Origin of the sequence: Streptomyces sp. NPDC057743, assembly GCF_042798755.1 — a bacterium.
In the GTDB taxonomy this organism is placed as follows: Bacteria; Actinomycetota; Actinomycetes; order Streptomycetales; family Streptomycetaceae; genus Streptomyces.
Genome location: NZ_JBHVJX010000001.1, coordinates 383,585 through 407,886, shown reverse-complemented (window position 1 = coordinate 407,886; position 24,302 = coordinate 383,585). Strand labels below are relative to the sequence as shown.

General features: G+C 70.5%; 22 protein-coding genes and 1 pseudogene. 12 read left to right on the top strand and 11 right to left on the bottom strand.

All coding sequences use genetic code 11. The annotated features are described in order from the left end of the window. Positions 1–44 precede the first annotated feature (44 nt). A pseudogene (locus tag ACFVFQ_RS01885) lies at positions 45–266 on the bottom strand (putative quinol monooxygenase); the annotation flags it as partial. A 338-nt stretch (positions 267–604) separates the two neighbouring features. On the opposite strand from ACFVFQ_RS01885, the gene ACFVFQ_RS01880 reads away from it, so the two are divergent. The 8 genes from ACFVFQ_RS01880 to ACFVFQ_RS01845 all read left to right on the top strand — a co-directional run bounded on the left by ACFVFQ_RS01880 (position 605) and on the right by ACFVFQ_RS01845 (position 7,486). Further along, complete coding sequence (locus tag ACFVFQ_RS01880) at positions 605–1,168, top strand: GNAT family N-acetyltransferase (protein WP_383406893.1); 564 nt, start codon at positions 605–607, stop codon at positions 1,166–1,168. A gap of 171 nt (positions 1,169–1,339) precedes the next feature. Further along, a complete protein-coding gene (locus ACFVFQ_RS01875; protein WP_383406890.1) occupies positions 1,340–1,507 on the top strand; it encodes a hypothetical protein in 168 nt (55 codons plus the stop codon). A 368-nt stretch (positions 1,508–1,875) separates the two neighbouring features. Then, positions 1,876–2,646 carry an SGNH/GDSL hydrolase family protein gene (locus ACFVFQ_RS01870; protein WP_383407025.1) on the top strand — a complete coding sequence of 257 codons (771 nt, stop codon included), beginning with the start codon at positions 1,876–1,878 and terminating at the stop codon, positions 2,644–2,646. Positions 2,647–2,701: 55 nt separating this feature from the next. Then, positions 2,702–3,997: an acyltransferase family protein gene (locus ACFVFQ_RS01865; RefSeq protein ID WP_383406888.1), complete on the top strand. Its 1,296-nt coding sequence runs from the start codon at positions 2,702–2,704 to the stop codon at positions 3,995–3,997. 71 nt (positions 3,998–4,068) lie between these two features. Beyond that, a complete protein-coding gene (locus ACFVFQ_RS01860; RefSeq protein ID WP_383406885.1) occupies positions 4,069–4,707 on the top strand; it encodes a GerMN domain-containing protein in 639 nt (212 codons plus the stop codon). Between the two features lie 126 nt (positions 4,708–4,833). Continuing rightward, the gene (locus ACFVFQ_RS01855) at positions 4,834–5,526 is read left to right on the top strand and encodes a response regulator (RefSeq protein ID WP_383406882.1); all 693 of its coding nucleotides are present in this window, start codon (positions 4,834–4,836) and stop codon (positions 5,524–5,526) included. After that, on the top strand, positions 5,523–6,974 hold the full coding sequence (locus ACFVFQ_RS01850) for an ATP-binding protein (RefSeq protein ID WP_383406879.1): 1,452 nt from the start codon (positions 5,523–5,525) through the stop codon (positions 6,972–6,974). The genes ACFVFQ_RS01855 and ACFVFQ_RS01850 overlap by 4 nt, the downstream gene beginning before the upstream one ends. Continuing rightward, complete coding sequence (locus ACFVFQ_RS01845; RefSeq protein ID WP_383406876.1) at positions 6,971–7,486, top strand: hypothetical protein; 516 nt, start codon at positions 6,971–6,973, stop codon at positions 7,484–7,486. Before ACFVFQ_RS01850 ends, ACFVFQ_RS01845 begins: the two co-directional genes overlap by 4 nt. 35 nt (positions 7,487–7,521) lie before the next feature. On the opposite strand, the gene ACFVFQ_RS01840 is transcribed toward ACFVFQ_RS01845, so the two are convergent. Continuing rightward, positions 7,522–8,541: a proline racemase family protein gene (locus ACFVFQ_RS01840; RefSeq protein ID WP_383406873.1), complete on the bottom strand. Its 1,020-nt coding sequence runs from the start codon at positions 8,539–8,541 to the stop codon at positions 7,522–7,524. 195 nt (positions 8,542–8,736) lie between these two features. Continuing rightward, positions 8,737–9,462 (bottom strand): alpha/beta fold hydrolase, encoded by a 726-nt coding sequence (locus tag ACFVFQ_RS01835; protein ID WP_383406870.1) that lies wholly within the window; start codon positions 9,460–9,462, stop codon positions 8,737–8,739. A 259-nt stretch (positions 9,463–9,721) separates the two neighbouring features. Here ACFVFQ_RS01835 and ACFVFQ_RS01830 point away from each other — a divergent pair, with 259 nt between their 5' ends. After that, positions 9,722–10,144: a winged helix-turn-helix transcriptional regulator gene (locus ACFVFQ_RS01830; protein ID WP_383406863.1), complete on the top strand. Its 423-nt coding sequence runs from the start codon at positions 9,722–9,724 to the stop codon at positions 10,142–10,144. Between the two features lie 116 nt (positions 10,145–10,260). Here the strand turns inward: ACFVFQ_RS01830 and ACFVFQ_RS01825 are convergent, their stop codons facing one another. From ACFVFQ_RS01825 to ACFVFQ_RS01815, 3 genes are all read right to left on the bottom strand, one after another. After that, complete coding sequence (locus ACFVFQ_RS01825; protein WP_383406858.1) at positions 10,261–10,968, bottom strand: class I SAM-dependent methyltransferase; 708 nt, start codon at positions 10,966–10,968, stop codon at positions 10,261–10,263. A 191-nt stretch (positions 10,969–11,159) separates the two neighbouring features. Then, positions 11,160–11,936 carry a lysophospholipid acyltransferase family protein gene (locus tag ACFVFQ_RS01820; RefSeq protein ID WP_383406855.1) on the bottom strand — a complete coding sequence of 259 codons (777 nt, stop codon included), beginning with the start codon at positions 11,934–11,936 and terminating at the stop codon, positions 11,160–11,162. Positions 11,937–12,119: 183 nt separating this feature from the next. Further along, positions 12,120–12,704, bottom strand: a complete 585-nt coding sequence (locus ACFVFQ_RS01815) for a hypothetical protein (protein ID WP_383406852.1) — start codon at positions 12,702–12,704, stop codon at positions 12,120–12,122. An 843-nt stretch (positions 12,705–13,547) separates the two neighbouring features. On the opposite strand from ACFVFQ_RS01815, the gene ACFVFQ_RS01810 reads away from it, so the two are divergent. Both ACFVFQ_RS01810 and ACFVFQ_RS01805 read left to right on the top strand, forming a co-directional pair. Further along, complete coding sequence (locus ACFVFQ_RS01810) at positions 13,548–15,947, top strand: SdrD B-like domain-containing protein (RefSeq protein ID WP_383407022.1); 2,400 nt, start codon at positions 13,548–13,550, stop codon at positions 15,945–15,947. 273 nt (positions 15,948–16,220) lie between these two features. Further along, complete coding sequence (locus tag ACFVFQ_RS01805; RefSeq protein ID WP_383406847.1) at positions 16,221–16,925, top strand: hypothetical protein; 705 nt, start codon at positions 16,221–16,223, stop codon at positions 16,923–16,925. 36 nt (positions 16,926–16,961) lie between these two features. On the opposite strand, the gene ACFVFQ_RS01800 is transcribed toward ACFVFQ_RS01805, so the two are convergent. Next, the gene (locus ACFVFQ_RS01800; RefSeq protein WP_383406841.1) at positions 16,962–18,299 is read right to left on the bottom strand and encodes a right-handed parallel beta-helix repeat-containing protein; all 1,338 of its coding nucleotides are present in this window, start codon (positions 18,297–18,299) and stop codon (positions 16,962–16,964) included. 87 nt (positions 18,300–18,386) lie between these two features. Here ACFVFQ_RS01800 and ACFVFQ_RS01795 point away from each other — a divergent pair, with 87 nt between their 5' ends. Further along, positions 18,387–19,547 (top strand): Dyp-type peroxidase, encoded by a 1,161-nt coding sequence (locus ACFVFQ_RS01795; protein WP_383406834.1) that lies wholly within the window; start codon positions 18,387–18,389, stop codon positions 19,545–19,547. Between the two features lie 42 nt (positions 19,548–19,589). On the opposite strand, the gene ACFVFQ_RS01790 is transcribed toward ACFVFQ_RS01795, so the two are convergent. The 4 genes from ACFVFQ_RS01790 to ACFVFQ_RS01775 all read right to left on the bottom strand — a co-directional run bounded on the left by ACFVFQ_RS01790 (position 19,590) and on the right by ACFVFQ_RS01775 (position 24,246). Then, complete coding sequence (locus ACFVFQ_RS01790; RefSeq protein ID WP_383406831.1) at positions 19,590–20,318, bottom strand: DUF4232 domain-containing protein; 729 nt, start codon at positions 20,316–20,318, stop codon at positions 19,590–19,592. A gap of 112 nt (positions 20,319–20,430) precedes the next feature. Further along, positions 20,431–21,069 carry a sarcosine oxidase subunit gamma gene (locus ACFVFQ_RS01785; protein ID WP_383406828.1) on the bottom strand — a complete coding sequence of 213 codons (639 nt, stop codon included), beginning with the start codon at positions 21,067–21,069 and terminating at the stop codon, positions 20,431–20,433. Then, entirely contained in the window at positions 21,062–23,953 is a 2,892-nt protein-coding gene (locus ACFVFQ_RS01780; RefSeq protein WP_383406825.1) for a sarcosine oxidase subunit alpha family protein, read from the bottom strand. Before ACFVFQ_RS01780 ends, ACFVFQ_RS01785 begins: the two co-directional genes overlap by 8 nt. Then, entirely contained in the window at positions 23,950–24,246 is a 297-nt protein-coding gene (locus ACFVFQ_RS01775) for a sarcosine oxidase subunit delta (RefSeq protein WP_383406822.1), read from the bottom strand. Before ACFVFQ_RS01775 ends, ACFVFQ_RS01780 begins: the two co-directional genes overlap by 4 nt. Positions 24,247–24,302: the final 56 nt, after the last annotated feature.

Sequence of the window (24,302 nt, the reverse complement as noted above, 5' to 3'; positions counted from 1 at the left end):
AACAGGACCTGGACCGTGGCGTAGGGGACGAGTTCGAAGAACTTCTTCATGACCTCGCCCTGGCCTTGGGCGTCGAACGCCGAGGAGTCGGTGTAGACCTCGCCGAGGTAGAAGCGGTTCGGGTCGCTCTCGTCGTGGATGGCCTCGAAGCGGAGGGTGCCTTGCTCGTTGGCCAGGGATGCCTGGGCGTCGTGGAGGGCGGCGGTGATGAAATCCTCGCGCCGCTCCGCCGGTACGTCGAACCGTGCCAGTACGTGGTAGGTCATGATGCGCTCCTCAGGGTGAGTTCGGCCATCGGGCCCCAGCCGCCGTCGGGGGCGTCGCTGACGTGGATGATCTGCGGGCGCTCGGCGATGTAGTCGGGCATGAACGGCATGGCGTCGACGAAGTGGGCGGACTGGACGTGGACTTGCCCGGCCCGGGACCACGCCCGCGTTCATTCCGAACAGCTCACCGGGCTTGGCCGATAGCGCGCGTTGGGCGGACGGCTAGTTTGGAGTGCCAACTCCAGTGCTGGCCAGCCCTGAGGGCAGCGTCATGCAACGTCCCGAGGAGCCGAGGAAAACCGTTGGGCTGGCCGACTCGCCTCGGGCACGATCGGCTCGTGGACACCTACTTGGAGACCGAGCGCCTCGTCCTGCGTCGCTTCACGGCCGACGACGCGGACCTGCTGATCGAGTTGGACAGCGACCCGGCGGTGATGCGCTACCTGACGGGCGGCGTTCCGACCGCGCCGGAGCGCGTCCGCGAGCGCTACCTGCCGAACATCCTTGCCGGCTACGAGAAGTGGGGCGGCGACCTCGGGCTGTTCGCCGCGCACGAGAAGGACGGCGGCGCGTTCATCGGCTGGTTCATCCTGCGTCCCGAGCCGGCGGGCCCGCTGGACGAAGTCGAACTCGGCTACCGGCTGCGGCAGGCGGCTTGGGGCAGGGGCTATGCCACCGAGGGCTCGCGGGCCTTGTTGGGCAAGGCGTTCGCGGAGCTCGGGGTGCGCATGGTCTGGGCCGAGACGATGTCCGTGAACCACGGTTCGCGCAATGTCATGGAGAAGCTCGACATGACGCTCGTGGGCACCATCCCTATCCCCGCCGACATGGAGCGCGTCGAGGGCGCCGAGCGTGGCGGCGTGCGGTACGAGATCACCAGGGAGCAGTGGGCGCAGCAGTAGCGACGGGGCGAACGGCCGTTTCGTGGATCGTGACGACCACGGCGTGGACGCCCCGGCGCCTCGCCGACCGGCCTTCGACAGGTGTGCGGAAGGAGGACCAGGGCCATGTCCTGTAAAGGCCAGCTAAGTGTGGCAATGGCCGCAGAACGTCATGGCTATACCATCTGGGACATGGCGCCCCATTCCGTCCCAGACGCCGCCTCCGAGGCCAACGAGCGGATACGCGCGTTCATGGCCGCCCGTGCCGGCCGGGCACTGTCCCCGGAGGAACAAGCCGAGTACGAGCAACTGCTCACCGACTGGGCGGACTCCGTACCTGACCGCCCGGCCTCCAGCTGAACGACGCACCGCCCCGCCCCTGCCGAAGCAGCGGCGGGGCGGTTCTTATGACGGCAGTGAGCCGGTGGCGTGGCTGGTGCACGGCGGCCTCGCGTATGACTGCCCCTTTCCCGTTATGTGACCGGAAGGTGACCGCCGGGCTGAGCGGCTCCGGGCGCTGTTTGTCTGGGCGCATGAACAACGACAACGGCTTCGCCGCGCGCCAGAACGATCACGTCGACGGCGATCAGCACATTCACCGGTCCCCGCGCGCCCACCACTCCCCGCACAGTCACCATCACGGTCACAACCACAGCCACAGTCACGGTCACGGTCACGGCCAGAAGCAGAGCTCCAGTCACGGTCGGCGTCCCGGCCGGCGGCGGGGGATGCTGGCCGCCCTCGTCGCCGTCACGGCTGTGACGGGTGTCGCGTTGACCGGTTGTGGGAAGTCCGGCGGTGGGGACGGTGCCGGGAAGGCGGATGCCACCGAGGCGGCGCAGAAGAGCAAGAAGGTGCTGTGGATGGGGGACTCCATTGCCGGTGCCGAGGCGCCGCCGCTGGAGGCCGCGCTCAAGGCGAGCGGCGTGGCGTTCAGGAACGCGGCGTCCGACGGGGGCGGCACGGTCGTCGAGGGCGACAAGATGGCCGCGCCGATCGCGGCGGACACCTGGAAGGACGTGGCGAAGAACGTCGGGGAGTTCCATCCGGACGTGATCGCTTACCAGATCACCACCTACGACTGGGGCACCCAGGACCAGCAGCGGGCCTCGTACGAGAAGCTGGCGAAGACCGCAGAGCAGGCGGGCGCCGAGTTGGTGATCGTCTCGGCCCCGCCGTTCAAGATCGACGACTTCTACAAGAAGTACGAGGGTGCGATCGCCAGCGCGCCGAAGGCGGCCAAGGAGGTCGCCGACCGCAGCGGCGGCAAGGTCCGGTTCCTGGACGCCTCCGCGCTGTGGGGTACCGACGCCAAGGGCGGGAAGGCCCTGCGGGCGTCCGACGGTATCCACTCGTGCCAGCAGGGTTCGGCCGCGTTCGCCAAGTGGTTCACGGACCAGCTCGGCAAGGTCTACGACTTCACGCCGGCCGCCCCGGAGAAGTGGGCGAACGGCTCGTGGACCGGCAACGAGCGATACGGCAAGCTCGGCTGCCGCTGAGTCGGGCCGCGCAACGCCTGATCCCTCCTCCCTCCCGCACTCGCCCTGGACCCTCATGTCGTCATCGACTTCGCCTCAGCCCCCGCACCCGTCCCCACCCCCGCCCGCGTCCGCGTCCGCGATCGTGCCGGGCTCGCACCGTCGTCCGCGCCGCGGGTCCGCTGCCGGGCGTTCCCGGGCCACCCATATCGCCCCGCTCGACGGGCTGCGCGGGCTGGCCGTGTTCGCCGTGCTCCTCTTTCACGCCGGGCACCTCGGCGGCGGCTTCCTCGGTGTCGATCTGTTCTTCGTGCTGTCTGGCTTCCTGATCACGGGGTTGCTGCTGCGCGAGGCGGCGGATCGGGGCCGGGTCGGTCTGGTGGCGTTCTGGGGGCGGCGGGCGCGGCGGTTGCTGCCCGCGCTCGCCGTCGTCGGGGTCGGCACCCTGCTGCTCACCTGGGCGTTCGGGTCGCCGTCCACCCTGCTCTTCGCCCTCGAAGACGCGCCGTGGGTGGCGGCCCAGGCGGCGAACTGGCACTTCATCGTCGAGCAGATCGGGTACTGGAACGCCTCCGGCTCCCGCGTCTTCGCGCACCTGTGGAGCATCGGCGTCGAGTGGCAGTTCTATCTGGTCTGGCCGCTGGTGGTGGCGTGCGCGGGGCGGGGGCGGGGCGGGCACCGGCGGGTCGCGGTTCTCGCGGGCGTCGGGGCGCTGGTGTCGCTCGCGCTGATGCTGCGCCTCGGCGGTGCGGTGGACACGACGCGGGCGTACGAGGGCACCGATACCCGGGCGTTCTCCCTGCTGTTGGGGGCGCTGGCGGCCACGGCGCCGGTCCGGAACCTGGTGGCCCGTATACCCCGGCGTGTCGCGGACGGGGTGTGCGCGGGGTTGGTGTGCGGCATCGGCGCGGCGTGGGTGTTGACGGATGGTCAGAACGCGCCGGGGCTCTTCCGGGGCGGGTTGTTCGTGCACTCCCTGGCGGCCGCGCTGTTGATCGCGCTGCTCGCTCAGACACCGGACGGACGCGCGGGTCGGCTGGCCGGCAGTGCCGTACCGCGCCGTCTCGGGGAACTGTCGTACAGCCTGTATCTGTGGCACTGGCCGGTGTATCTGCTGTTGCCGCAGACGGTGTTGGGGGTCGGCGGGTGGGGGCGCACCGCCTTCGCCATCGGTGTGTCGCTGTTGGCCGCCTGGCTGACGAAGGTGTGGGTGGAGGACCCGGTCCGGTTCCGGGTGCGATGGGCGACCGGGCGTCGGGGGCTGTTCGCGGTCGTCGCCGCCGTCGGCGTGGCGGTCGGTGTCTGGGCGGCCGTTCCGCAACCGAACCCGGGCGCGGGGACGGTGGATGTCGGGCGGTTGACGGCGCCGTGAGGCAAAGGTGCCCGGCGCCCGGACGGCCGGCGGGGAGACTGGGCGCGTCCAGGAGGAAGGGGGCATGGCCGGTGAATGGGACGAAGGTGGCGTACGAGAAGTGCGGGGCCGGCGTGGCTTGGTGGGGCGCGGCAGCGCGGAAGGCGCCGTCCCGGCTTGGCGCGCGGCCGGTCGGCGCCGTCGGGACCGCGCTGCTCGTCGCCTCGGTGCTCGCCGGCTGCGGTGTCCCCGATACCGGGCCGGAGGCGGCCGGCGCGCCGGCCCCAGGGGGGCGTGCCGCCAAGGCCGACCACTGGGTGCGGGCGTTCTTCGCCGCCCGGAACGGCACCTGGCCCGTCGCCCGCGCCGCACCGGCCGGCGCCGGTCCGCAGTGGGCGCTGGATGAGTTGTTGGCCGGGCCGACCCGTGACGAGCGGGAGCGCGGGCTCAGCACGGCGCTGCCGGCCGGCACCCATCGCGTCCGGGCCGAGGCGACGTCGCCCGGGACCGTGACGCTGCAACTGCCGTGGCTGGTATCGGAGTTGGACCGGGTGGCGGTGAACCAGTTGGTGTGCACGGCGGCCGCGGCGCCGGGCGTTCCGGGTGGGAGGCCGCCCACGGACGTCCTCGTGCAGGTCCATGAGTCCGGGCTGCCCGGGGAGCCGTGGACGGTCACCTGCGATGAGACCGGCGCGGCCGTTCCGGTAGGGGCGCCGCGCGCGGGTCACTGAGGCCCCGAACTCCGGGCGCCCCCTGCACCGTCTGTGTATCTTCGCCGTAAATCCGCCGACTATGCCCCGTTGTCAGCTGCTCGGGGAGAGCGGATGCGTCAACGAGCGAAAGGAGAGGACCAGTCCATGACACGCGTCCTGCTGATCGAGGACGATCCCGCCGTGCGCCGCGGCGTCGAACTGGGACTGCGCCGCAGCGGCCACGACACGGAGGCGGTGGCCACCGGCGAGGACGGCCTGGAGTCGCTCGAACCGTTCGCGCCGGACATCGTGCTGCTCGACCTGATGCTGCCTGGCATGAGCGGGTTGGAGGTGTGCCGCCGGATCCGTGAGACCAGTCAACTGCCCATCGTGATCCTCTCCGCCCGGGGCGATGACATCGACGTCGTGGTGGGGCTGGAGGCCGGCGCCGACGACTACATCATCAAACCCGCGAGCGGGGAGGTCATCGAGGCGCGGATGCGCTCGGTGCTGCGCCGCGTCGCCCCCGCGCAGCCCGACGGCGACGCCCGCGACCAACTCCTGGTCCAGGGCGACCTGGAGATCGACGGCGTCTCGATGCGCGTGCACAAGCGCGGCGAGGAGCTCACGCTCGCCCCGTCCGAACTGAAGCTGCTGCTCTTCCTCTCCGCGTCTCCCGGCCGAACGTACAGCCGCCAGCAGCTCCTCGAACAGGTCTGGGAACACAGCTACTACGCCGACGCGCGGCTCGTCGACGCCTGTGTGAAGCGACTGCGCGCCAAGATCGAGGACGATCAGCGCAGCCCGCGCTACGTCCAGACCGTGCGCGGCTTCGGCTACCGCTTCGGGCCGCTGTGAGCCGCCGCCGTGTGCGGTTTTGCCGCCTGCCGCAGGGTCTGCGCACCCGGCTCGTCGTCGCCTTCCTCCTGGTCTCCGCGCTGAGCGCGCTGTGCGCCGCCGCCCTCACCTTCCGCCAGGCACGCTCCGCCATCCTGGACCGCGCCCGGGACGGCGCCGTGCACGACCTGCGCGCCCAAGTGGGCTCGCTCGCCCCCGACTTGCCGTACGCGCCCACCGCGACGGACCTGCGCACCCTCGCGCTCCAGGTCGACCGGGCCGGCGGCTCCCGCGGCTGGCGCACCGCGGCCGCCTACCGCGACGGCGCCCTCGTCTCCGCCGCGAGCACCACCCCCGTCCTGCCTGGAGGACTGCGCACCCACGCCGCCTCGGCGCGCACCGCCGTCGTCCAACGCTTCCACCACGGTGGGGAGCCCTGGCTGGCGGTGGCCCTGCCAGTCACCCGCGCAGGCCAACCGTCCGAACCGTCCGGACTGGTCGTCTACGCCTCCTTCTCCCTCGCCCACGAGGAGCAGGACGTCGCCGCCCTGGTCTCCGCCGCGCGGGCCGGCGCACTGCCCGTGGTCGTGCTGTCGATCATCCCGGCGCTGCTCGCGGCCCGCCGCGTCCTCCGTCCCGTACGGCAACTGCGCACGGCCGCCGAGAACATGTCCAAGGGCGCCCTCGACACCCGCATTCATGTCACTGGAAACGACGAACTCGCCGACCTCGGCCGCACGTTCAACACCATGGCCACCACCCTCCAGGCCGACGCCACCACGCTGCGGGCCATGGAAACCAGGGCGCGCCGCTTCGCCTCGGACGTCTCCCACGAACTGCGCACGCCGCTCGCCGCGATGACCGCCGTGACCGGGATTCTGGACAAGGACGCGGCCTCCGGGCGCCTGGATCCGGAAACCTCCGAGGCGTTGGAACTGGTCGCCGGCGAGACCAACAAGCTGGTCCGCATGGTCGAGGACCTCATGGAGATCTCCCGCTTCGACGCGGGCGCCGCCGTCCTGGACCTGGACGAGATCGACGTCGGCGAACTCGTCCGCAAGACACTCGCGTTGCGACACTGGCAAGACCGGGTCGCCTTGGACGTCCCGCACGGGCTGCGCGCCCGCCTCGATCCCCGGCGCGTCGACGTCATCCTCGCCAACCTCATCGGCAACGCCCTGCGGCACGGCGGCGCGTCCGCACCGGTCGACGTACGGGCCCGGGCCGCGGACGACCGGCTGGTTCTCACCGTCACCGACGGCGGTCCAGGCATCCCCAAGGACGTCCTACCGCACGTCTTCGACCGCTTCACCAAGGGGGACGCGGCCCGCACCCGCAGCGAGGGCAGCGGCCTCGGCCTGGCCATCGCCGCGGAGAACGCCCGTCTGCACGGCGGCACCCTCACCGCCGCCAACGCACCAGGCGGAGGCGCGGTGTTCACCCTCACCCTGCCCCAGGAACCGGCATGAAGCCCCGCACAACATCGGGGGCACTGGCCGCCCTCTGCCTGGCGTCGGCCCTCACCGCCTGCGGCATCGACAACACCGGCCCCCTCCACGCCGGGGCCCCCGCCTCCGGGCTCCCCGCGCCGGGCGGCCACCCGGCCGCCGCAGTGCACGTCTTCTTCTCCTCCCCTCTCGGCCTCGAACGCGTCTCCCGCCCCTACCGCGGCCCAGACACCCTCCAGGCCGCCATGGACCGACTGGTGGCGGGCCCCGACCCGGCCGAGCGCAGCCGCGGCCTGATCAGCTTCATCCCGCCAGGCACCCCCGCACCGGCCGCCGTCACCCGCGAACCCAACCTGGCCGACGTCTACGTCCCGCCGCACTGGACGACCAACCCCACCGCCCTTCGCCAACTCGTCTGCACCACCGCCGACGCCGTCGCCCTCTCCGGTGGCACCAGACCCCAGGAAGCCCGCATCAGACTCCACCGTCCGGAGGGTGGCAAGTCCAACACGCAGACGTGCACGAGCCCTTGAGGCACCTGCACCTGCTCGGCCAGTCACCAGCACAGTCACCGCAGTACGAAGCCGGTGCCCAGGCCGTCTGCGGGGTCGAGCTCGAAGCGGTGCTCGCCGGTCCGGTACGCCGTCCCCGCGACCTGCGGGACGACGGCGGGGTACCCGTCGGACATCAGCTGCCCGGCGATCCGCGCGTGGAAGCGGGTGCCCACGATCGAGTCGTGGACCAGGGTCTGCTCAGGCGTGAGACGGCCGGCAGCCGCGAGTGACGCGACGCGTGCGCAGGTACCGGAGCCGCACGGGGACCGGTCGACCTGGCCGTCGGCGAAGACGGTGACGTTGCGCTGATGCGGGTTGCCGTTCTCGTCACAGCCGAGATCGGCGTAGAGGATGGTGCCGTAGATGCCGCTGAGGCGGTCGTCGACGGGGTGCCGCGCATGCTCGGTGTCGTTGAGCGCCCACTTCACCTCGCGTCCGAGGGCGATGAGGTCGGTGTAGTGGGCGGGCGTGATGGCCAACCCGAGGCCGGCGACGTTCAGTTGGGCGTAGATGGCGCCGCCGTAGCCGATGTCGACGACGACGTCTCCGCGGGAGGTGGCGACGGTGACGCGTTCGGCCAGCCGGTAGCTGGGGACGTTGAGGAAGTCGACGCCGGTGATGCGTTCGCCGTCGGAGCGCACGCGCAGGGTGACCCGGCCCGAGGGGACGTCGATGACGACGGTGGTGACACCGGTGGGGTCGCGGGCGACGCGTCCGGTCTGCACGGCCCAGGCCGCGAGTGCGATGGATCCGTGACCGCAGGCGGTCGAGAAGCCGTCCTTGTGCCAGAACAGCACCCCGAAGTGGGCTACCTCGTCGTCGGGTTGGGTGACGAAACCGCCGTACATGTCGGCGTGTCCGCGCGGTTCGCAACACAGCAGCTTGCGCAGGTTGTCCACCTCGGGGTTGTTGAGGGCGAACATCCGGCGCTCGGCGACGGTGGTGCCTTCGATGGCGACCGGCGGTTCGGGAACGATGCGGAAGGGTTCACCGGCGGTGTGGTAGTCGGTGGTGGAGACCTGATGGGGGGCCATGGCGTCCTCCTCGGGCTGAGTACGGGGGCGAGGGGTAAGCCAACTGTCCATCTCATGACCCGGAATTGACCAGGTGACGGGACGACCTGCCATGACGATCCGGCACATTCTGCTCCGGGGTACGGTGGCGTTGCGTTGCGTTGCGACCAGCGTGAGGCGTGCCACTACTGGGGGATCAGGCACGATCTGGGTGATTTAGGCGAGCCTGAGGAGCAGTTCGCTGAGCTCGGTCGGCATGGTGATCATGCAGTCGTGGCCGGTAGGTAGCTCCCAGACCTGCGCGGGGGCGCCGTTGGGTTGGGTCGCGGGGACGGGGCGGCGGGGGATGCCCGCCGGGGTGGCGCCGACATTGTGGATATGGGTGCGTGGGATCGCGTTCACGGCCGGGTTGTCGAGCCGCACCGGTTGTTGCAGACAGCGCACCGGCTGATCCGAGAGCATCCCGCGCAACCAGGCGATGTCCGCCGGCTCCGTGACCCCGAACAGGCCGAGGGGCGCGGGCTGTTCGGGCATCGGCGGAACGCGCCAGCCGCTCTCGGACGTCTCGGCGAGCTCGATCAGGTGCCGTACCGCGGGTTGCACGTCGGCGGCGGACTCGCCGTCCTCCGGGACCATCGCGTCGAGGTAGACGAGGTGTGCGATGCGTTCCGGAATCCGGTTGGCGGCGGAGGAGATGACCAGTCCCGCGTAGCTGTGGCCGACGAGGATGACGTCGTTGAGGTTCTCCTCGGTGATCAGCCGGACCACATCGTCGACGTGGGTATCGAGCCCCACCTCGGGACCGACCAGGTGCACCTTGTCGCCGTAGCCGGTCAGGGACGGTGCGAACGCCCGATGCCCGGCAGCCTCCAGCAGCGGCACCACCCGTTCCCAACACCGCCCACTGTGCCAGGCACCGTGCACCAACAGAAAGGTGGACATGGGCGAATCAATCCTTCATCGCAGCAGCGGAAGCGGAAGCACACCAAGGCAGAACGGGGCAGAGCGAGCAGTGCGGAACAGCACGGAGCAGGGGCCAACGTCCGTGCCCAGTACGGCAGTTCGCGGCTCTGGGGCTCTGGTGCCGTGATGGTCACTCTTCGTGCCCCGGTACTGTTCCAGTACCAAGAACATGGTGGTGTACGCGACGCAGCGCAGGCAATAGGGCACTTTTCGGTGCCCCGGTTCTCTGGAGGTAGCGATGGACACGGGAGATGGCGGAGGGCAGGCCGACGCACAGGGCGGTCCGCGGCCGGCGGTGCAGCCCAACGACGCCTGCCGAACCCGGGTCGTGCTCGACATCGTCGGCAACAAGTGGGCGCTACTGGTCGTGCGCAACCTCAGGAACGGGCCGCGCCGTTTCACCGAACTGAAGAGGTCCATCGACGGCGTCAGTCAGCGCATGCTCACCGTGACGCTGCGCAACCTGGAGCGTGACGGCATCCTGACCCGCACCGTGCACCACGTGATGCCGCCGCACGTCAGCTACGAGCTCACCGAGATGGGCGCCACCCTGCGCGAGGCCACCTTGCCCCTGCTCGAATGGAGCGTCGCCCACCTCACCCGGATCGACGACGCCCGCGCGGCGTACGACACCCGCACGGACAAGTCGGCGACCCCGTAACGACTTTGGGGCTCGCGATGTTCCCGGCTCCTGTCCTCGGTTTCCGTCTGACCCGTGCGGCCCGGCTCCCCCCGGGCCGCACGGCGCTCAACTGCCCTACCGCACCGCCATGGTGCCTATTCCCGTACGTATCGCCGCAGCAGCCCGTCGTCGGTGGCGCGGGCGAAGCGGAATCCGCAGTGCGCCAGCAGGCGGTCGGCCCGCTCGCGCGGGTAGGCACGGAACTCGCAGCGCTGGTGCGCGAGGACCTCGCCCTCCTTGCGGACGAAGTAGTCCTTCACGAACCGGTCGCCTTCGGAGCGGATCTCCTGGGCGTACACCAGGCCGCCAGGCAGGGGGCGTTGGTAGTTCCGGTGGGCCTGCTGGACGGCCAGCAGCAACGGCCCGCCGGGCCGGATGGCGGTGGCCAGGTTCTTCAGCGCCCTGACGTCATCGTCCTCCTCCAGTAGGTGGCTGCACAGTGCGCCGCCCTCCGGGTCCTGGGTCCCGTACCAGACACCGCCCACGGAGTAGGCGGCGTCGAAGACCGACGGCGTCGTCATCTCCACGATGTCCTGTCGGACCAGTCGGACGCGGTTTCCCAGTCGGTCCCGCGCCTGGCTGAGCATGCTTTCGGTGTGGTCGATCCCGGTGAGCCGCAGGCCGGCTCCCCCCAGCTCCAGCAGGCTTTCGCAGACCAGTCCGGTGCCGACGCCGAGTTCGAGGACTTCTCTGTGGTCGCCGAGTTCGGCGGCGAGGGCGCGGGCGTAGGCGCCATAGTCGTAGTAGCCCGAGGTCATGATGAGGTCGTAGTGCCGCGAGAGCGCGGTGTATGAGTTGGCCACGCACGGCACCGTAGTGAGCGCAATCAGGCGCCAGTAGGGCGCTTTTGAGCCCCGGCCGGCTGGTCGGCGGGCCGGGCGGCGAGGAGACATTTCCGGCGTGGCGCGCGGTGACGTGCGCAATGCGAGGCGCGCCACGCCGGGTTGAAGCGGGCGGGCTCACGGGCCCGGTGCTTCGGAAATGGCCGACGAGGTCAGTTCGAGTGGTTGACTGCGACTGGCTTGCGGGGCTCCGCCGTTGGGTCGGTCTCCCGCACCGCCGTCGCCTGCGGGCGCGCCCCGGCCGTCGCTCCGGCCGTCGCTTCGGCCTTCGCCTCCGCGGCGTACCTGTCGATGTACTCCTGCTCCGACAGCTTCATGATCGCGTACATGATCTCGTCCGTGACCGCTCGGAGCACCTCGCGGGACTCCTCCATCCCCGCGTACCGGGAGAAGTTGAGTGGCGCTCCGAAGCGGATCGTGAGCGGAGCCGGGCGGGGCAACCGGCGCCCGGCTGGCTGCGCTTCGAACGTGCCGATCACCGCGCAGGGGATCACGGGCGCGCCCGATGCCAACGCCATCATGGCCACGCCGACCTTGCCCTTGTACATCCGCCCGTCGTGCGAGCGCGTCCCCTCGGGGAAGATGCCCAGCAACTCGCCCGAGCGCAGCACCTTCAGGCCCGCCTCGACCCCGGCCTGTCCCGCTTCCTTCCCCGAGCGGTCCACCGGGATCTGGCCGCAGCCGCGGAAGAAGCCGCGGGTCAGTGCGCCCTTGAGGCCCCGCCCGGTGAAGTACTCCTTCTTGCACAGGTAGGTGATCTTTCGCCGGGTCACCGTCACCGTCAGGAACTGATCACAGAACGACAGGTGGTTTCCCGCGATGACGGCCGGCCCCGTCGTCGGGATGTGCTCCATCCCCTCGACTCGCAGCCGGAACAGCCACCGGAACAACGGCACCAACAGCACGGCCCTGACGAACGCATAGAGCACCGCAGCGATTCCTCCCTCACTCCCCCGTGCCTGGCGAACCTTGTGACGGGGCACGCTACTTGTTGGTAGGGATCACGGGGAGAGTGACAATTGAGCCACCCCCACGCTGCCAGGCACCGCCTCGCCTGCCGGAACGCGGCACGCCCGAAGGCACCCACGCCCACTCCATGGGCATCGCCGCGTCTAGGAAGGGCGGCACCCATTGACTCGATAGCCGAGCCCCGTGCTCAGGATCGCCCCGCCCATGAAGCCCACAAATCTCGGCTGGACCGAGGACGGGTCGATGGTTCCGCTGTCGAGCATTTCCTTGATGATCGTGGCTGCCGCCTGCGCCGCGTTCGCCGAGTCGAGTTGTGCCTCACGAACACTGAGTATGCGTCCGTCGCGCAGTGTGATCGGCGCTCCAACGATGACGCCGACCTTGAATTTTATCGGCGTCAGGAACGGGGAACCATACGCGAACTGGATAGTCACGCAGCCGGTACTCTGCCAATTGGCGCCGCCCGGGTCGGGTGCAAAATTGAACGCATCGGGGCTGATCACGAATGGTATTCCGCCGCTCGCCGCCGGTTCAGCTTCCGTCGTGACAGAAGGTTGAGGGCTTTCCAGCAGTTCGTCATCTCCGCCCGTCACTTGAGCGGAAGGATCGCCGGATCCGCCGATTTCCGTAACTGGACTCGATGGCCCCTCGGTGCCACCACCAGGATCCCCACCGGGCTCTCCGTCGGCCCCTCCACCCGGTTCACCATCGGGTTCATTCTCGATCATCGCAATCTCTCCTGGTCGGAGTCACGGTCACCATAGGGTCTTGACCAGGAATGACCATGGATTCCCCTACCCTGACGACCGTCATCAGAATATCCCGGAGCCACCCTCCCTGCATGACGGAGAATGCTAGACGTATCGCACGCGTGGGCCGATGCCATCGAGGCCGTCCGTGACGGTTGCCGACCTCTACGGCTGACATCAACGTCGGCGCAGAGCGGTAACGTTGAGCGGTCCCGAGAGGCGCAACGCCGTTGCGTGACGCACACGTCACAGACGCCTCATCCGGCCATCAATTCACTGCCGTATTTTTCCTTCCGGTCGCGATTCCTTCGGCGCCCGGGGGGCCTTCGCGGTTCCCGATGAATGTCAGGGTTTGCTGGTTGCGGCGAGACTTCAGCGGCTAGGCTGTCGCGCGCTGCTCGCGCCGGCGGTCGGCGAGATTGACGGTGGTGGGGGGCGAGGGCACCGTGATTGAGCTGCAAGGATCCCAACTCAGGGCAGGCTCGGCCGAGTTCGCGAACGGGCGTTCGCTTTTCCTGGTGCCTGCGGTGCTCGCAACCCGCCGGCACTATCCCAAACGATCACCACAGAGCGGCCCACGCAACAGTCCGCGCCGCGCCAGTAACCCCTTTCGCTTTCCTCTTCCATGGCGTTCGCGACCGGCGTGTGAACGTACAGCGAGAAGTGGACGCTGCGTTTTCGCGACGAGAGAGACACGACGAGAGAAATGTGGAGTGTGATGCGATGAACCAAGTCGGCAGAGACTCGCGCCGGTTGGCCTTCAGGCCCGTGGAACCGCTGGCGCGCATCGGGTTATCCGTGCTTTTACTGGCGGTCGGCACCATGGGAGCGGCGGCCGGACCGGCCGCCGCTTCAACTGCCGACGGCACACTGACGGTTGAGGTGCTGCGCGACTTCTTCGGAACTGGCGTGATCAACGCGACGATGGACGTGCCGCAGCGGGGCATGAAAGTGAAGGTCACCGACCCCGCCGGGCACGAGGTCGCCGGTGTCACGGACGCCACGGGAAAGGTCGTGGTGTCGCCGTCGACGGTACTGAGCGGCGGCCGGTACCGCGTCGACGTCAGCATCCCGGCGCCGTACAACGGCTATCTGCGGGCGGCACCTGCGTCGACGGCCGAGAACCACTTCGACAGCTTCACGTCGTTCGTGGAGGTGTCGGGCGGGAAGAACTCCTCGGTGGTGACGGGGGTGTGGGATCCGGCCGACTACGCGCTGCCGGACTCGCGGTATTTCGTACCGGTCCAAAACGGCGCCAACGGGACCGACACCCGGGCGTTGGTGGCGTTCGGGACGAAGGCCCGCGGCACGTGTCCTACCGGCGTGTCGTGCCCGACCACGCTGGACACGCAGGCCCAGGTGGGCACGACGTTCGGGTTGGCGTACGACAAGTACCGGAGCCGGCTGTTCCAGGGCGCGTTCGCCCGCCGGTACGCCCCGTACGGGCCCAAGGGCGCCGGCGCGATCTATACGGTGCCGGTCAGCGACGCGGGTGCGCCGAAGCTGTTCGCGCAGGTGCCGGACGCTGCGGTGACGCCGCACGACACCACCAACATGATCAAGGATGCCGGTTTCACCAACGCGCCGGGCAAGGAGAGCATCGGTGGCCTGGCCCTGTCGGAGGACGGCTCCACGCTGTACGCGGTGAACCTGCTGACCCGCAGCCTGGTGAGCTTCAGGGCGACGGGCGCCACCGCCTCGGCACCCGAGGCGACGGTGCGGATTCCGGACCCGGGGTGCGCGAGCCCCGGTGACTGGCGGCCGTTCGGTCTCGCCGTCCACGACAACACGCTGTACGTCGGCGGCGTGTGCGACGCGGAGAGCACGCAGCGGCGCGCGGACCTGAAGGCCGTCGTCTACGCCTACGACGGCAAGCGGTTCACCACGGTGCTGGCCCATCCGCTAACCGCCAAGCGTGGCACGGTCTTTGTCGGTGCCGGCAACGCCGACCAGGCCACCCACTGGAACCCGTGGAACACCACCCTGGCCACATGGGACGAGCGAAAGTCCGGCGGCGCCTTCATCGATCCGCAGCCGGAACTCGCCTCGCTCGCCTTCGGCCGTGACGGTTCGATGGTTCTGGGTTTCCGCGACCGGTTCATGGACGTGCTCAGTGCGAAGGGGCTGGATCCCCGCCCGGGGAACGCCACGCCGGAACTCGGCATGTCCGGTGGTGACATCACCATGGCCTGCACCCGCCCCACCGGTGGTTACGCCTGGGAAGGCACCGGAAACTGTCCCAACCACGCCACCCCCGCCAACGACGACGGCGAGGACAATGGCGTCGTCGAATACTTCCCGGGCGACTTCTTCGCCGGCGGGCACCAGGAGACCGCGCTGGGTTCGGTGGCCTATATTCCGCAGCAACAGTGGGTGGTGAGCACGGAGTTCGACCCGACCGTCAACGTCGAGACCGCCGGGACCGGTTACTACGACATCGCGACGGGGCAGGGCCCGGGCAACAATCCGGCCGCCAACGCCTACCAGTTCATCGGTCAGGAACAGAACGGGTTCGGCAAGGCCGGCGGGCTCGGTGACATCGCGTACGCGGCGGCGAACGCACCGGTCCAGATCGGTAACGTCGTGTGGTTCGACGGCGACCACAACGGCATCCAGGACCCGGGCAAACCGCTGCTGCCGGGGGCGACGATCAACCTGCTGGACGCCGACGGCAAGAAGGTCGCCACGACCAGGACCGATGCCGCCGGCGAGTACTACTTCGGTGGCGTCGGCGCCGCGTACCAGCTCACGCCTGGTGCGAAGTACACGGTGCAGTTCGACGTGTGTACCGCGGACACCAGCAAGGTGCCCGGTCACCCCCCGGCGAGCGAACTGCGGTTCACGCGCCCGCTGGCCGGTAGGGACCGGGCTCATGACTCCAATGTGATCCCGCCGACCACCGGGAGGTTGTGCAACGGCTACGCACCCGTCACGGCGCCGGACAAGCCGGGAGGGGTCGATCACACCATCGACGCCGGGGTGTACGTCCCGAAGGCAACGCCAACACCAACCCCGACGCCCTCCCCGACGTCGCCACCGGCCGCCACGCCACCGTCACCCGCGCCGCCCGCCAACCCGGCCCCGGCCGGCGGCGCTACGGGCTCACTGGCGCACACCGGTATGTCCGGGCTGCCGGGGGCGATCGCCCTCGTTGGCCTGTTGGTGGGTGCGGGCCTGGCAGTCGTGCTCATGAGCCGGAAGCAGCGCGCGCGGAAACACTGAACGCACGAGCCGGACAACAGTGATCTGCCTGGCCGCGGTCCGGAGGGCGCGTTCGGGCAGATCGCGTCGGGGCCGGTCCGCGAGGGCCGGCCTCGGTGTCGTCTGTGACGGGACCGTCGAGGGGCGCCGGGCTGCAACTGCGGTCCCGTAGCGTGGTGTTGGGGAGGGTGAGGTCGAACAGTGTCAGCGTCGAGCCGCGTGCGGAACGCGAGAACCCAGTGCGCTCAACCAGGCGGTGCGGCTGTCCGGCGCCGATGGCTGCGGCCATGGTGGGTGACAGCCGTCATCGGCGCCGCGGCCGTCGCGGTGGCCGCGTTCCTGGTCGCCGGCGGCCCTGGCCCCAGCCGTCCGCGCGCCCTGACGTCGGACGAGGTGAACCGACTGGCGATCACGCGGTTCCGTAACTACGAGGCGCACGGCCGCGCGGTGACGATCCGCGTGCCGAGCGCGTCCGGCGGGCTGTTGGTCACCGGGTCCGTCGACTACCGCGCCAAGGTCGGCTACGGGGTGGTGCACGGCACCGGGCGCGACACGTCCAGCGACGGGCTGATCCAGTGGAAGGCCGGCACCGTGCTCGTCCACCCCATGGCCCACACTCCGACGGTGGCACCGGCATCGCCGCCCGGGTCGGGCTGGTACGGGCGTCCGTCGCAACCGTCCGGCAGCGCGCTGGACAGTGCGCTGGCCATCGCGCTCCGGCTCGGCAGCAACCGGCCGGACAACGCCGAGTTGCTGCCGCAGAACGGCGCGGCCTGGGTGGGGGAGGGCCAGTTGCGCGGCCATGGCGTGGACATCATGCTCGGGCCGCACACCGGCGCCGGTACGTCGGGCACCGTGCGCTACTGGATCGACTCGGACGGCACCATGTTCCGGATGCAGGCCGGTGTGGCCTCCGCACCGCAGCCGGTCGTCATCGACTTCGACACCCAGAAGTACGCACCGGTCCGACCGCTGTCGGGAGTTGCCCCTACGCCGTAGCCGCCGCTCAGTTCGGAGCGGGGCGGGGCGTCGCGCTCAGGACTGCACCCGCGCGTGGCCGGCGAGCAGTGACTTCGTCGGCAGCGGGATGCTTGCGGTGTCCGGTAGCGCCGGAACGGCGGGCACGGTGGTGGCGCCGGTGGCGGTGGCCTTCGGGAACTGCGGCTGTGGGCCCGGCGCGGCCACGTCGGTGAACGGGATGCCGCCGGGCGCCTTCGGCACCGCCCATGTGCCGGACGGCGTGGGCGAGTTGGCGGCGGCCGGGCAGGGCGCGGTCGCCGCGAGCTCGGCGGGCGCGGTGGTGCTCAGCTTGTTGCCCCGTAGGCAGTTGCCCTTCCCGCGCGTGGCGCCGGGGAACGTCCAACCGACGTCGAGGCCGTTGGCGGCGAAGAGGTTGTCCACGATCTGGTTGCCGTCCGGAGGGATATCGGCCCTCGCGGTGATCTCCAGTCCGGCGTTGGCGTTGTCGGTGATGCGGTTGCGGATGAACCGGTTGTCGCTGCCGCCGTCGATGCCGATGCCGATCCCCCATCCGCCGTCCGCCTGCTCCGGGGTGGCCTGCTGCTGGTTGGCCGCGATCAGGTTGCCGGCGACCACGGCGCCCCGCTGCGGCAGCAGCTTCTCCTGGTGGTCGGAGTTGGTGGTGAGGCCGACCCGGTTGCCGACGAAGCGGTTGCCGACCACGTACATGTCGTCGCTGGCGTTGGTGCCCTCGTAGCCCACCGCGTTGAGTTCGGCGATATTGTCCCGCACCACGATGTGGCACGGCTTGCACTGCCCGACGTAGATCCCCGAGTCGGCCCCGCCGGACGTGTAGGTGTGCTCGATGACGCCGTTCTGTGCGGAGAACGCATAGATGCCGTACAGGCCGTTCCGGGTCGCGGTCACGTACGAGACCAGGAACGACTTGAGGAAGGTGGCGGGCTCGTCGCCGGTGTCGTAGCCCCCGGAACGCCCCGGCAGCCCGGCGGCCACCTTCGCCGAACCGGTGACCAGGACCCCGTTCTGGGTGTTGCGCTGCACGGTCAGGTTCTCCACGGCCACCCCGGGTGCCGCGACGACCACACCGTTCGGCTGCCGCAACTGCCCGTCGATGACGACCTTTTCCCGGGCGACGCCGCGGAGGGTGATGCGGGCCGTGGTGATCCTCACCGACTCGTGGTACACGCCCGGAGCCACCAGCACCAGGTCACCGGGCCGGGCCAACGACACCGCGGCCGAGATCGTCGGGGCATCGGCGGGCACCCGGATCGTCACCTGCCCGCCGGCCGGTCGCCGGCCCCCGCTCGATCCACCGTCGCCACCACTACAGCCGGCCACCAGTGCCAGTGCGCCCAGTACCGCCACACCCACGCGAAGAGCTGATCGAGGCATGATCCCAGTCTGGCATGTCACCCAATTCCCCGCCAGAATGCAGAAGTTGACCTGAAGGGGCGATTCGGGTGTGGCACTCTGCACACCATGCACCGAGCCGACCGCCACCCGTCGCGCCGCACGTTCCTCGATGTCACCGGCGCCGTGATGGCCGCCGGCCTGACCGCCGGGTGCACCTCGTCGCACTCCACCCCGTCAGACCCACACGCCCCTTCCCCCGCGGCCGCCCCCATGCCGGTTGCGGCGACGGGCCGGCACCAGGCAGGCATCACGCTTCCCCAACCGGCTCAGCCCCATCTCCTCGCCGTGGTGGCCGACCTCGGCGCCTCCGTGGCTCCCGGCCCGCTACTGGCCGAACTCGGCCAGGCCATCCGCACGTTCACCACGGGGACCGACCCGCGGCTGCTGGGCCTGCCACCGGGCGACCTCACCGTGACCGTCGGCGTGGGCCCCCGGCTGGTGCGCACGGCCGGCGCCTCGCTGCCCGGCGCGGCCGACCTCCCGCGGTTCTCCCGCGAGCGCTTCGCCCCGCAGGCACGCGGCGGTGACCTGCTGATGCAGATCTGCGCCAGCGACGCGTTGCTCCTGCCGGTCGTCTCCGCCGCGCTCCTCGCCCAGGCCGGTGACCGCATCCGCGAACGCTGGCGGCAGTCCGGACGCCGCGGTACCAACGTGCCGGTCGGCAACGGCCGCACCGCGCCACGCAACCCGCTCGGTTTCATCGACGGCATCGTGGGCCCGCACACGACCGCCGAACAGCGACGCGACCTGTGGCTTGCCGGTCCCCCCGCGGTCGCCGGCGGCACCCTTGCCGTGCTGCGGCGCATGGAACTCGACCTGCCGCGGTTCGCCGCGCTGTCCGTAGCCGAGCAGGAAGCGGTCTTCGGACGGCGCCGGGCCAGCGGTGTCCCGCTCTCCGGTGGCACCGTCGACTCGGGCCCGGAGCTCGGCGCCAAGACACCGGACGGGCGCTACCTCGTCCCCGCGGACGCCCATGCGCGCAGGGCGCACGCCACCGTGGTGGGGGTCGGCCTCATGCTCCGCCGCTCCTACAGCATCGACGAGCCCACCCCCGGCCTGCTCTTCGTCAGCTTCCAGAACGACCTGCGGACCTTCACCGCCACCCTCGCCCACATGGACACCTCCGACGCGCTGTTGCCCTTCACCACCACAACCGCCAGCGCGACGTTTCTGATCCTCCCCGGCTTCGACGGTCAACATCCGCTCGGTTCCCGGCTGTTCGGCTGATCACGCCGCGCCCGTGGCACTCACGGGGAGGCTGCGCGGTGTTCAGCTGGCGATGCCGACCGGGTGGACCTTGATGCTCTCGTCGTACGAGCCGCCCAACTTCAGGGCGTCCGCAGGCCACTTCAGGGACACGCTGTGGGTCTCGTTCGGCGGCGTCACGATGATGTTGGTCGGATTCGTCTGGCTGTCGCCACTCACGTCGGCCTGGTACGAGATGCTGAAGGTGGCGGTGTCACCAGGCTTCAGGTTGGTGATACGGGGCACCTCACGCCCGCGGTGAACAGGGGCGGAGGTGCCATCGGCGTCCTTCAAGTCGACGCCGGCGAAGCCGGTCACCGAGCAGGTGCTGCCGGCCTTGCTGGTCATCTGGATGGTGATGTCGCCCGTCTTCTGGTCATGCGAGGAGTTGCCGGCCTCTATCACCAGGTCGGAGGTGCGGCAGAACCTGCTCTTGCCGCCACCCTTCGCCCCACCGTTCCCCGCGTGGGCACGGGAGGAATTGGCCTCGCCGGTACCCGACTTCGCCTCGCCGGAGCCCGGCTGCGTCTTGCCCTCCTGCTTGTCGGTGCCCTGCGCCTCGGACGAGCCCGAAGCGCCGCCCTCGGCACCGACCGAACCCGCGCTCGCGCCGGACTGACCCGCCAGCTTCGCCGCGTTGGCGTCCGAGCCGGAGCAGGCGGTCAGTGACAGGGCAGCGGTCGCGGTCAGGGCCGCGGCGGCAACCCGCACGGCGCGGCGACGAGCGATGCGGGCATGGGTGGTGGAGCTCATTTCGGGTCCCCCCGGTGAAGTCGGTGTCGGTATCTCCTCGCTACGACACCCACTTTGATCAAGCCCGCTATCGCTGCGCTGCCGCACCGCTAACGCCCAACTAATACGGCGCTCAGGGTACTTGAGGCCCCCGGTACTCCTGCATCGCGTCGATCAGCCAGCGCGCCAGGTAGTCGGCGAACGAGGAGCGCGGGAGCAGTCGGTACGTCGGCTCGGCGTCGAGCTGCCAGAGGAGTACGGGGACGGGGCCCACCGTGGTGGACACCGCCTGGCCGGGGCCGAAGGCCCGGGGGTGGAGGTCGAGCGGGCAGCCCTTTTCCAACACCTGTCGGGCGGCGGGGCCGCGCAGCTCCACCGTGGTGCGGTTCGCCGAGACGTTGACCACCGAGCCAGGGTCGGTTCCGAGGGCGGCTCGCAACTCGGCGGTGACGGCGTGCTCTTCGGCCTGGGACAGCACCAGCCACTCGTCGGGCCCCAGCCAGGCAACGGTGTGGTGGCCTCCTTGTGCCGAGGCGGTGTCGCCGCACCGGCGTGGGAGGGGCGTGCCGAGGGTCTTCTCGATGCGGTCGGCCGCGTCGGAGCCGGGGTCGACGCGCAGGTTCACCATGGTGGTGAACGGCCGCTCGGTGAGCGTGACTTGGCGGGTTCCGGTGACGGTGGCGGCGCGCATCCGCTGCGTCAGGTGGGCCAGGGGGCTGGTGCGCAGGGCCACCGGGCCGGTACCCGCGTCGGTCGTCGTCGGCTCAGCCATCTCGCTTGGTCCCTTCGGGGTCGTAGAGGACGGGGTCGGCCACCTCGACGGGGACGAGGTCCGTGCCCACCGGGGCGAGCAGGGTCTCGCCGATCCTGGCCCGTCCGCCGGCGACGAGGGCGAGGGCGAAGGGGCGGCCGAGGGCCGGGCTGTGGTAGCTGGAGGTGACGTGGCCGAGCATCGGCACCGGCCCGGCCTCGGGGGTCAACGGCACGTCCGGCGCGATGAGTTGGGTGCCCTCGGGCAGCCGGGTCGTGCGGTCGCTCGGCAGCAGACCGACGAGTTGTTTGCGGTCGGTGCGGGCGGTGTCGGCGCGGGAGTAGGAGCGCTTGCCGAGGAAGTCCTTCTGCTTGGAGACCGCCCAGGACATGCCCGCGTCGTGCGGGGTGACGGTGCCGTCGGTGTCCTGGCCGACGATGATATAGCCCTTCTCGGCCCGCAGGACGTGCATGGTCTCGGTGCCGTAGGGGGTGATGTCGTGCGGGCGGCCGATCGCGTAGACCTCGTCCCAGACGGCCGGGCCGTACCACGCGGAGACGTTGATCTCGTAGGCGAGTTCGCCGGAGAAGGAGATCCGGCAGATGCGGGCCGGGATGCCGGAGGCCAGGGTGGTCTCGCGGAAGGCCATGAAGGGGAACGCCTCGGCGGACAGGTCGACTTCGGGGGCGAGGTGGGCGACGACCTCGCGCGAGTGCGGGCCGACGACGGCGATGGTCGTCCACTGTTCGGTCACCGAGGTGCAGTGGACGTCGAGTTGGGGCCACTCGGTCTGGAGCCACTCCTCCAGCCAGTCCAGGACCGCGGCGGCGCCGCCGGTCGTGGTGGTCATGAAGTAGCGGTCGTCGTCGAGGCGGAGCGTCACGCCGTCGTCGAAGATCATGCCGTCCGGCTTGCACATGACGCCGTAGCGGGCCATGCCTGGCTTGAGCTTCTTGAAGGCGTTGGTGTAGATCCGGTTGAGGAACTCGCCGGCGTCCGCGCCCCGGATCTCGATCTTGCCGAGGGTGGAGGCGTCCATGAACGCCACGCCCTCACGGGCCGCGCGACACTCGCGGGCCACGGCGGCGTCCATGTCCTCGCCGGGCCGTGGGTAGTAGCGGGGGCGCTTCCACTGCCCGACGTCCTCGAAGACCGCGCCTTGGGCGAGGTGCCAGCCGTGCAGGGAGGTGGTGCGCTCCGGGTCGAAGAGTGCGCCGCGCTCCCGGCCGGCCAAGGCGGCGAACGCCACCGGTGCGTACGGCGCGCGGTACGCCGTGGTGCCGATCTCGCCGGGTGACGCGCTCTGGCCGAGCGCCTCGGCGATCACCCCGATCGCGTTGACGCCGGACGTCTTGCCCTGGTCGTTGGCCGTACCGAGCGAGGTGTAGCGCTTGACGTGTTCGACGCCGCGCATGCCGGCGCCGGTGGAGCGCAGGATGTCGGCGGCGGTGACGTCGCGTTGGAGGTCGACGAAGTGGGTGTCCAGGCTGCCGTTGTCCGGGCCCGGTACCAGCCATAGGGCGCGTACTGCGGCAGGGCGTGCCTGCTGGTGGTGTGCCGCGGTGGGGGCCGGCGCCGGGAAGCCGGCGTCCGTGGCCGCCAGCGCCCCGGCGCGGGTGCCCTCGGCCAGGCAACCGTCGAGCGGGTACGTCCCGTTCGCCGCGCCGGCGATCCGCTGGTTGCGTACGGTGCCGTCGGGCACGAAGGCGACCAGGTCCTCGTCCCAGCGCAGGCGGCCCTGGCGCTGGCTGTGCAGGTGAACTACCGGGCTCCAGCCACCGGAGACGGCGAGCAGGTCGCAGTCGAATGACTGGGTGGGGCCGGTGAGTTGACCGTCCGCATCGATCGCCTGGACGGTGACCGACGCGAGCCGCCCCTGGCCCGTGGTGGCGACGACCGTGCTGCCGGTGAGGACCCGGGTGCCGGTTGCGGCGGCGACCTCGGCGGCGCGCGGGAACAGTTCCGGTCGGGCGTCCACGACGACGGCGATGGGAATTCCGGCCGCGTGCAGATCGGCCACCGTCGCGTAGGCGCTGTCGTTGGTCGTACTCACCACTGCCCGCGAACCGGGCGCCACGGCATAGCGGTTGAGGTAGGTGCGCACGGCCCCGGCGAGCATCACCCCGGGGCGGTCGTTGCCGGCGAAGACCAGCGGGCGTTCGTGTGCGCCGGTCGCCAGGACGACCTGGTTGGCCCGGATGTGCCACAGGCGTTGGCGGGAGATGCCTTGGGAGGGGTGGGGGGCGTCGGCTCCGAGGTGGTCGGTGCGGCGTTGGAGTGCCAGCACGTAGTTGTCGTCGTAGGAGCCGAAGGCCGTGGTGCGGGGCAGGACGGTGACTTCGGGGGCCGCGTCGAGGGCCGCGCGGAGCTCGGCGACCCACTCCAACGCGGCCTGGAAGCCCACCTGTTCGCCGTGTCCGGAGAGCAGCGAGCCGCCGGGCTCGGGCTGGTCGTCGACGAGGATGACGCGGGCGCCCGAGCCGGCCGCAGCGGCGGCGGCCGCGAGCCCGGCGGGCCCGGCGCCGACGACCAGGACGTCGGTGTGGACGTACTTCTTGTCGTAGACGGCGGGGTCGGGGGCCGGGTCGAGCCGGCCCATCCCGGAGAGCGTCGTCGCGGACAGGCCGTCGTACAGCTCCACGGTCGTCGCCGGCAGCATGCCCTCCGAGCAGGGGCCGTCGAGCTGCACCAGGGCGTTGGGTTCCTCGACGCCCGCGGCGACGATGCCGCGCGGGCGGCCGCGGTAGAGCGACGGGGCGAGGGCGACGAGGCCGTTCGCCAGCATCGCGGAGGCGACGGTGTCGCCGGGGTGACCGGTCAACTCCCGCCCGTCAACGGTGAATTGCAGAACGGTCGTGCGGTCGATGCGGCCGCCGAGTGGGAGCCGGAAGTGTGGGTCGGTCATCGGTTCCCTCCGGCCTGGGGCAGTGGGGGGCGGGGCTCGTCGAGCCGGTAGGCGGCGAGTACCTCGTGGGTGGCGGTGTCGCGCAGGACGTTGAACCAGCGGCGACAGCCGGTGCTGTGCATCCACCGCTCGGCGAAGGGGCCCTTGGGGTTGTCGCGGTAGAAGAGGTACTCGGCCCACTGTCGGTCGTCGAGGTCCGTGGGGTTCTCGGGGTAGGGGACGTGGGCCTGCCCCCCGTAGTGGTACTCGGTCTCGTCGCGGGGACCGCACCATGGGCAGTTGATCAGCAGCACGGTGTCCTTCTCTCGGCGGCGCTCGGTGGGCTCAGCCGGCTCGGCTGGTTCGGTGG

Bases quoted from the DNA above. Each gene is read 5' to 3' on its own strand.
- ACFVFQ_RS01815 (WP_383406852.1), bottom strand. From the start codon at position 12,704: ATGATCGAGAATGAACCCGATGGTGAACCGGGTGGAGGGGCCGACGGA.
- ACFVFQ_RS01840 (WP_383406873.1), bottom strand. From the start codon at position 8,541: ATGGCCCCCCATCAGGTCTCCACCACCGACTACCACACCGCCGGTGAA.
- ACFVFQ_RS01810 (WP_383407022.1), top strand. From the start codon at position 13,548: ATGGGAGCGGCGGCCGGACCGGCCGCCGCTTCAACTGCCGACGGCACA.
- ACFVFQ_RS01835 (WP_383406870.1), bottom strand. From the start codon at position 9,462: ATGTCCACCTTTCTGTTGGTGCACGGTGCCTGGCACAGTGGGCGGTGT.
- ACFVFQ_RS01845 (WP_383406876.1), top strand. From the start codon at position 6,971: ATGAAGCCCCGCACAACATCGGGGGCACTGGCCGCCCTCTGCCTGGCG.
- ACFVFQ_RS01800 (WP_383406841.1), bottom strand. From the start codon at position 18,299: ATGCCTCGATCAGCTCTTCGCGTGGGTGTGGCGGTACTGGGCGCACTG.
- ACFVFQ_RS01875 (WP_383406890.1), top strand. From the start codon at position 1,340: ATGGCGCCCCATTCCGTCCCAGACGCCGCCTCCGAGGCCAACGAGCGG.
- ACFVFQ_RS01785 (WP_383406828.1), bottom strand. From the start codon at position 21,069: ATGGCTGAGCCGACGACGACCGACGCGGGTACCGGCCCGGTGGCCCTG.
- ACFVFQ_RS01870 (WP_383407025.1), top strand. From the start codon at position 1,876: ATGCTGGCCGCCCTCGTCGCCGTCACGGCTGTGACGGGTGTCGCGTTG.
- ACFVFQ_RS01830 (WP_383406863.1), top strand. From the start codon at position 9,722: ATGGACACGGGAGATGGCGGAGGGCAGGCCGACGCACAGGGCGGTCCG.
- ACFVFQ_RS01790 (WP_383406831.1), bottom strand. From the start codon at position 20,318: ATGAGCTCCACCACCCATGCCCGCATCGCTCGTCGCCGCGCCGTGCGG.
- ACFVFQ_RS01865 (WP_383406888.1), top strand. From the start codon at position 2,702: ATGTCGTCATCGACTTCGCCTCAGCCCCCGCACCCGTCCCCACCCCCG.
- ACFVFQ_RS01795 (WP_383406834.1), top strand. From the start codon at position 18,387: ATGCACCGAGCCGACCGCCACCCGTCGCGCCGCACGTTCCTCGATGTC.
- ACFVFQ_RS01855 (WP_383406882.1), top strand. From the start codon at position 4,834: ATGACACGCGTCCTGCTGATCGAGGACGATCCCGCCGTGCGCCGCGGC.
- ACFVFQ_RS01780 (WP_383406825.1), bottom strand. From the start codon at position 23,953: ATGACCGACCCACACTTCCGGCTCCCACTCGGCGGCCGCATCGACCGC.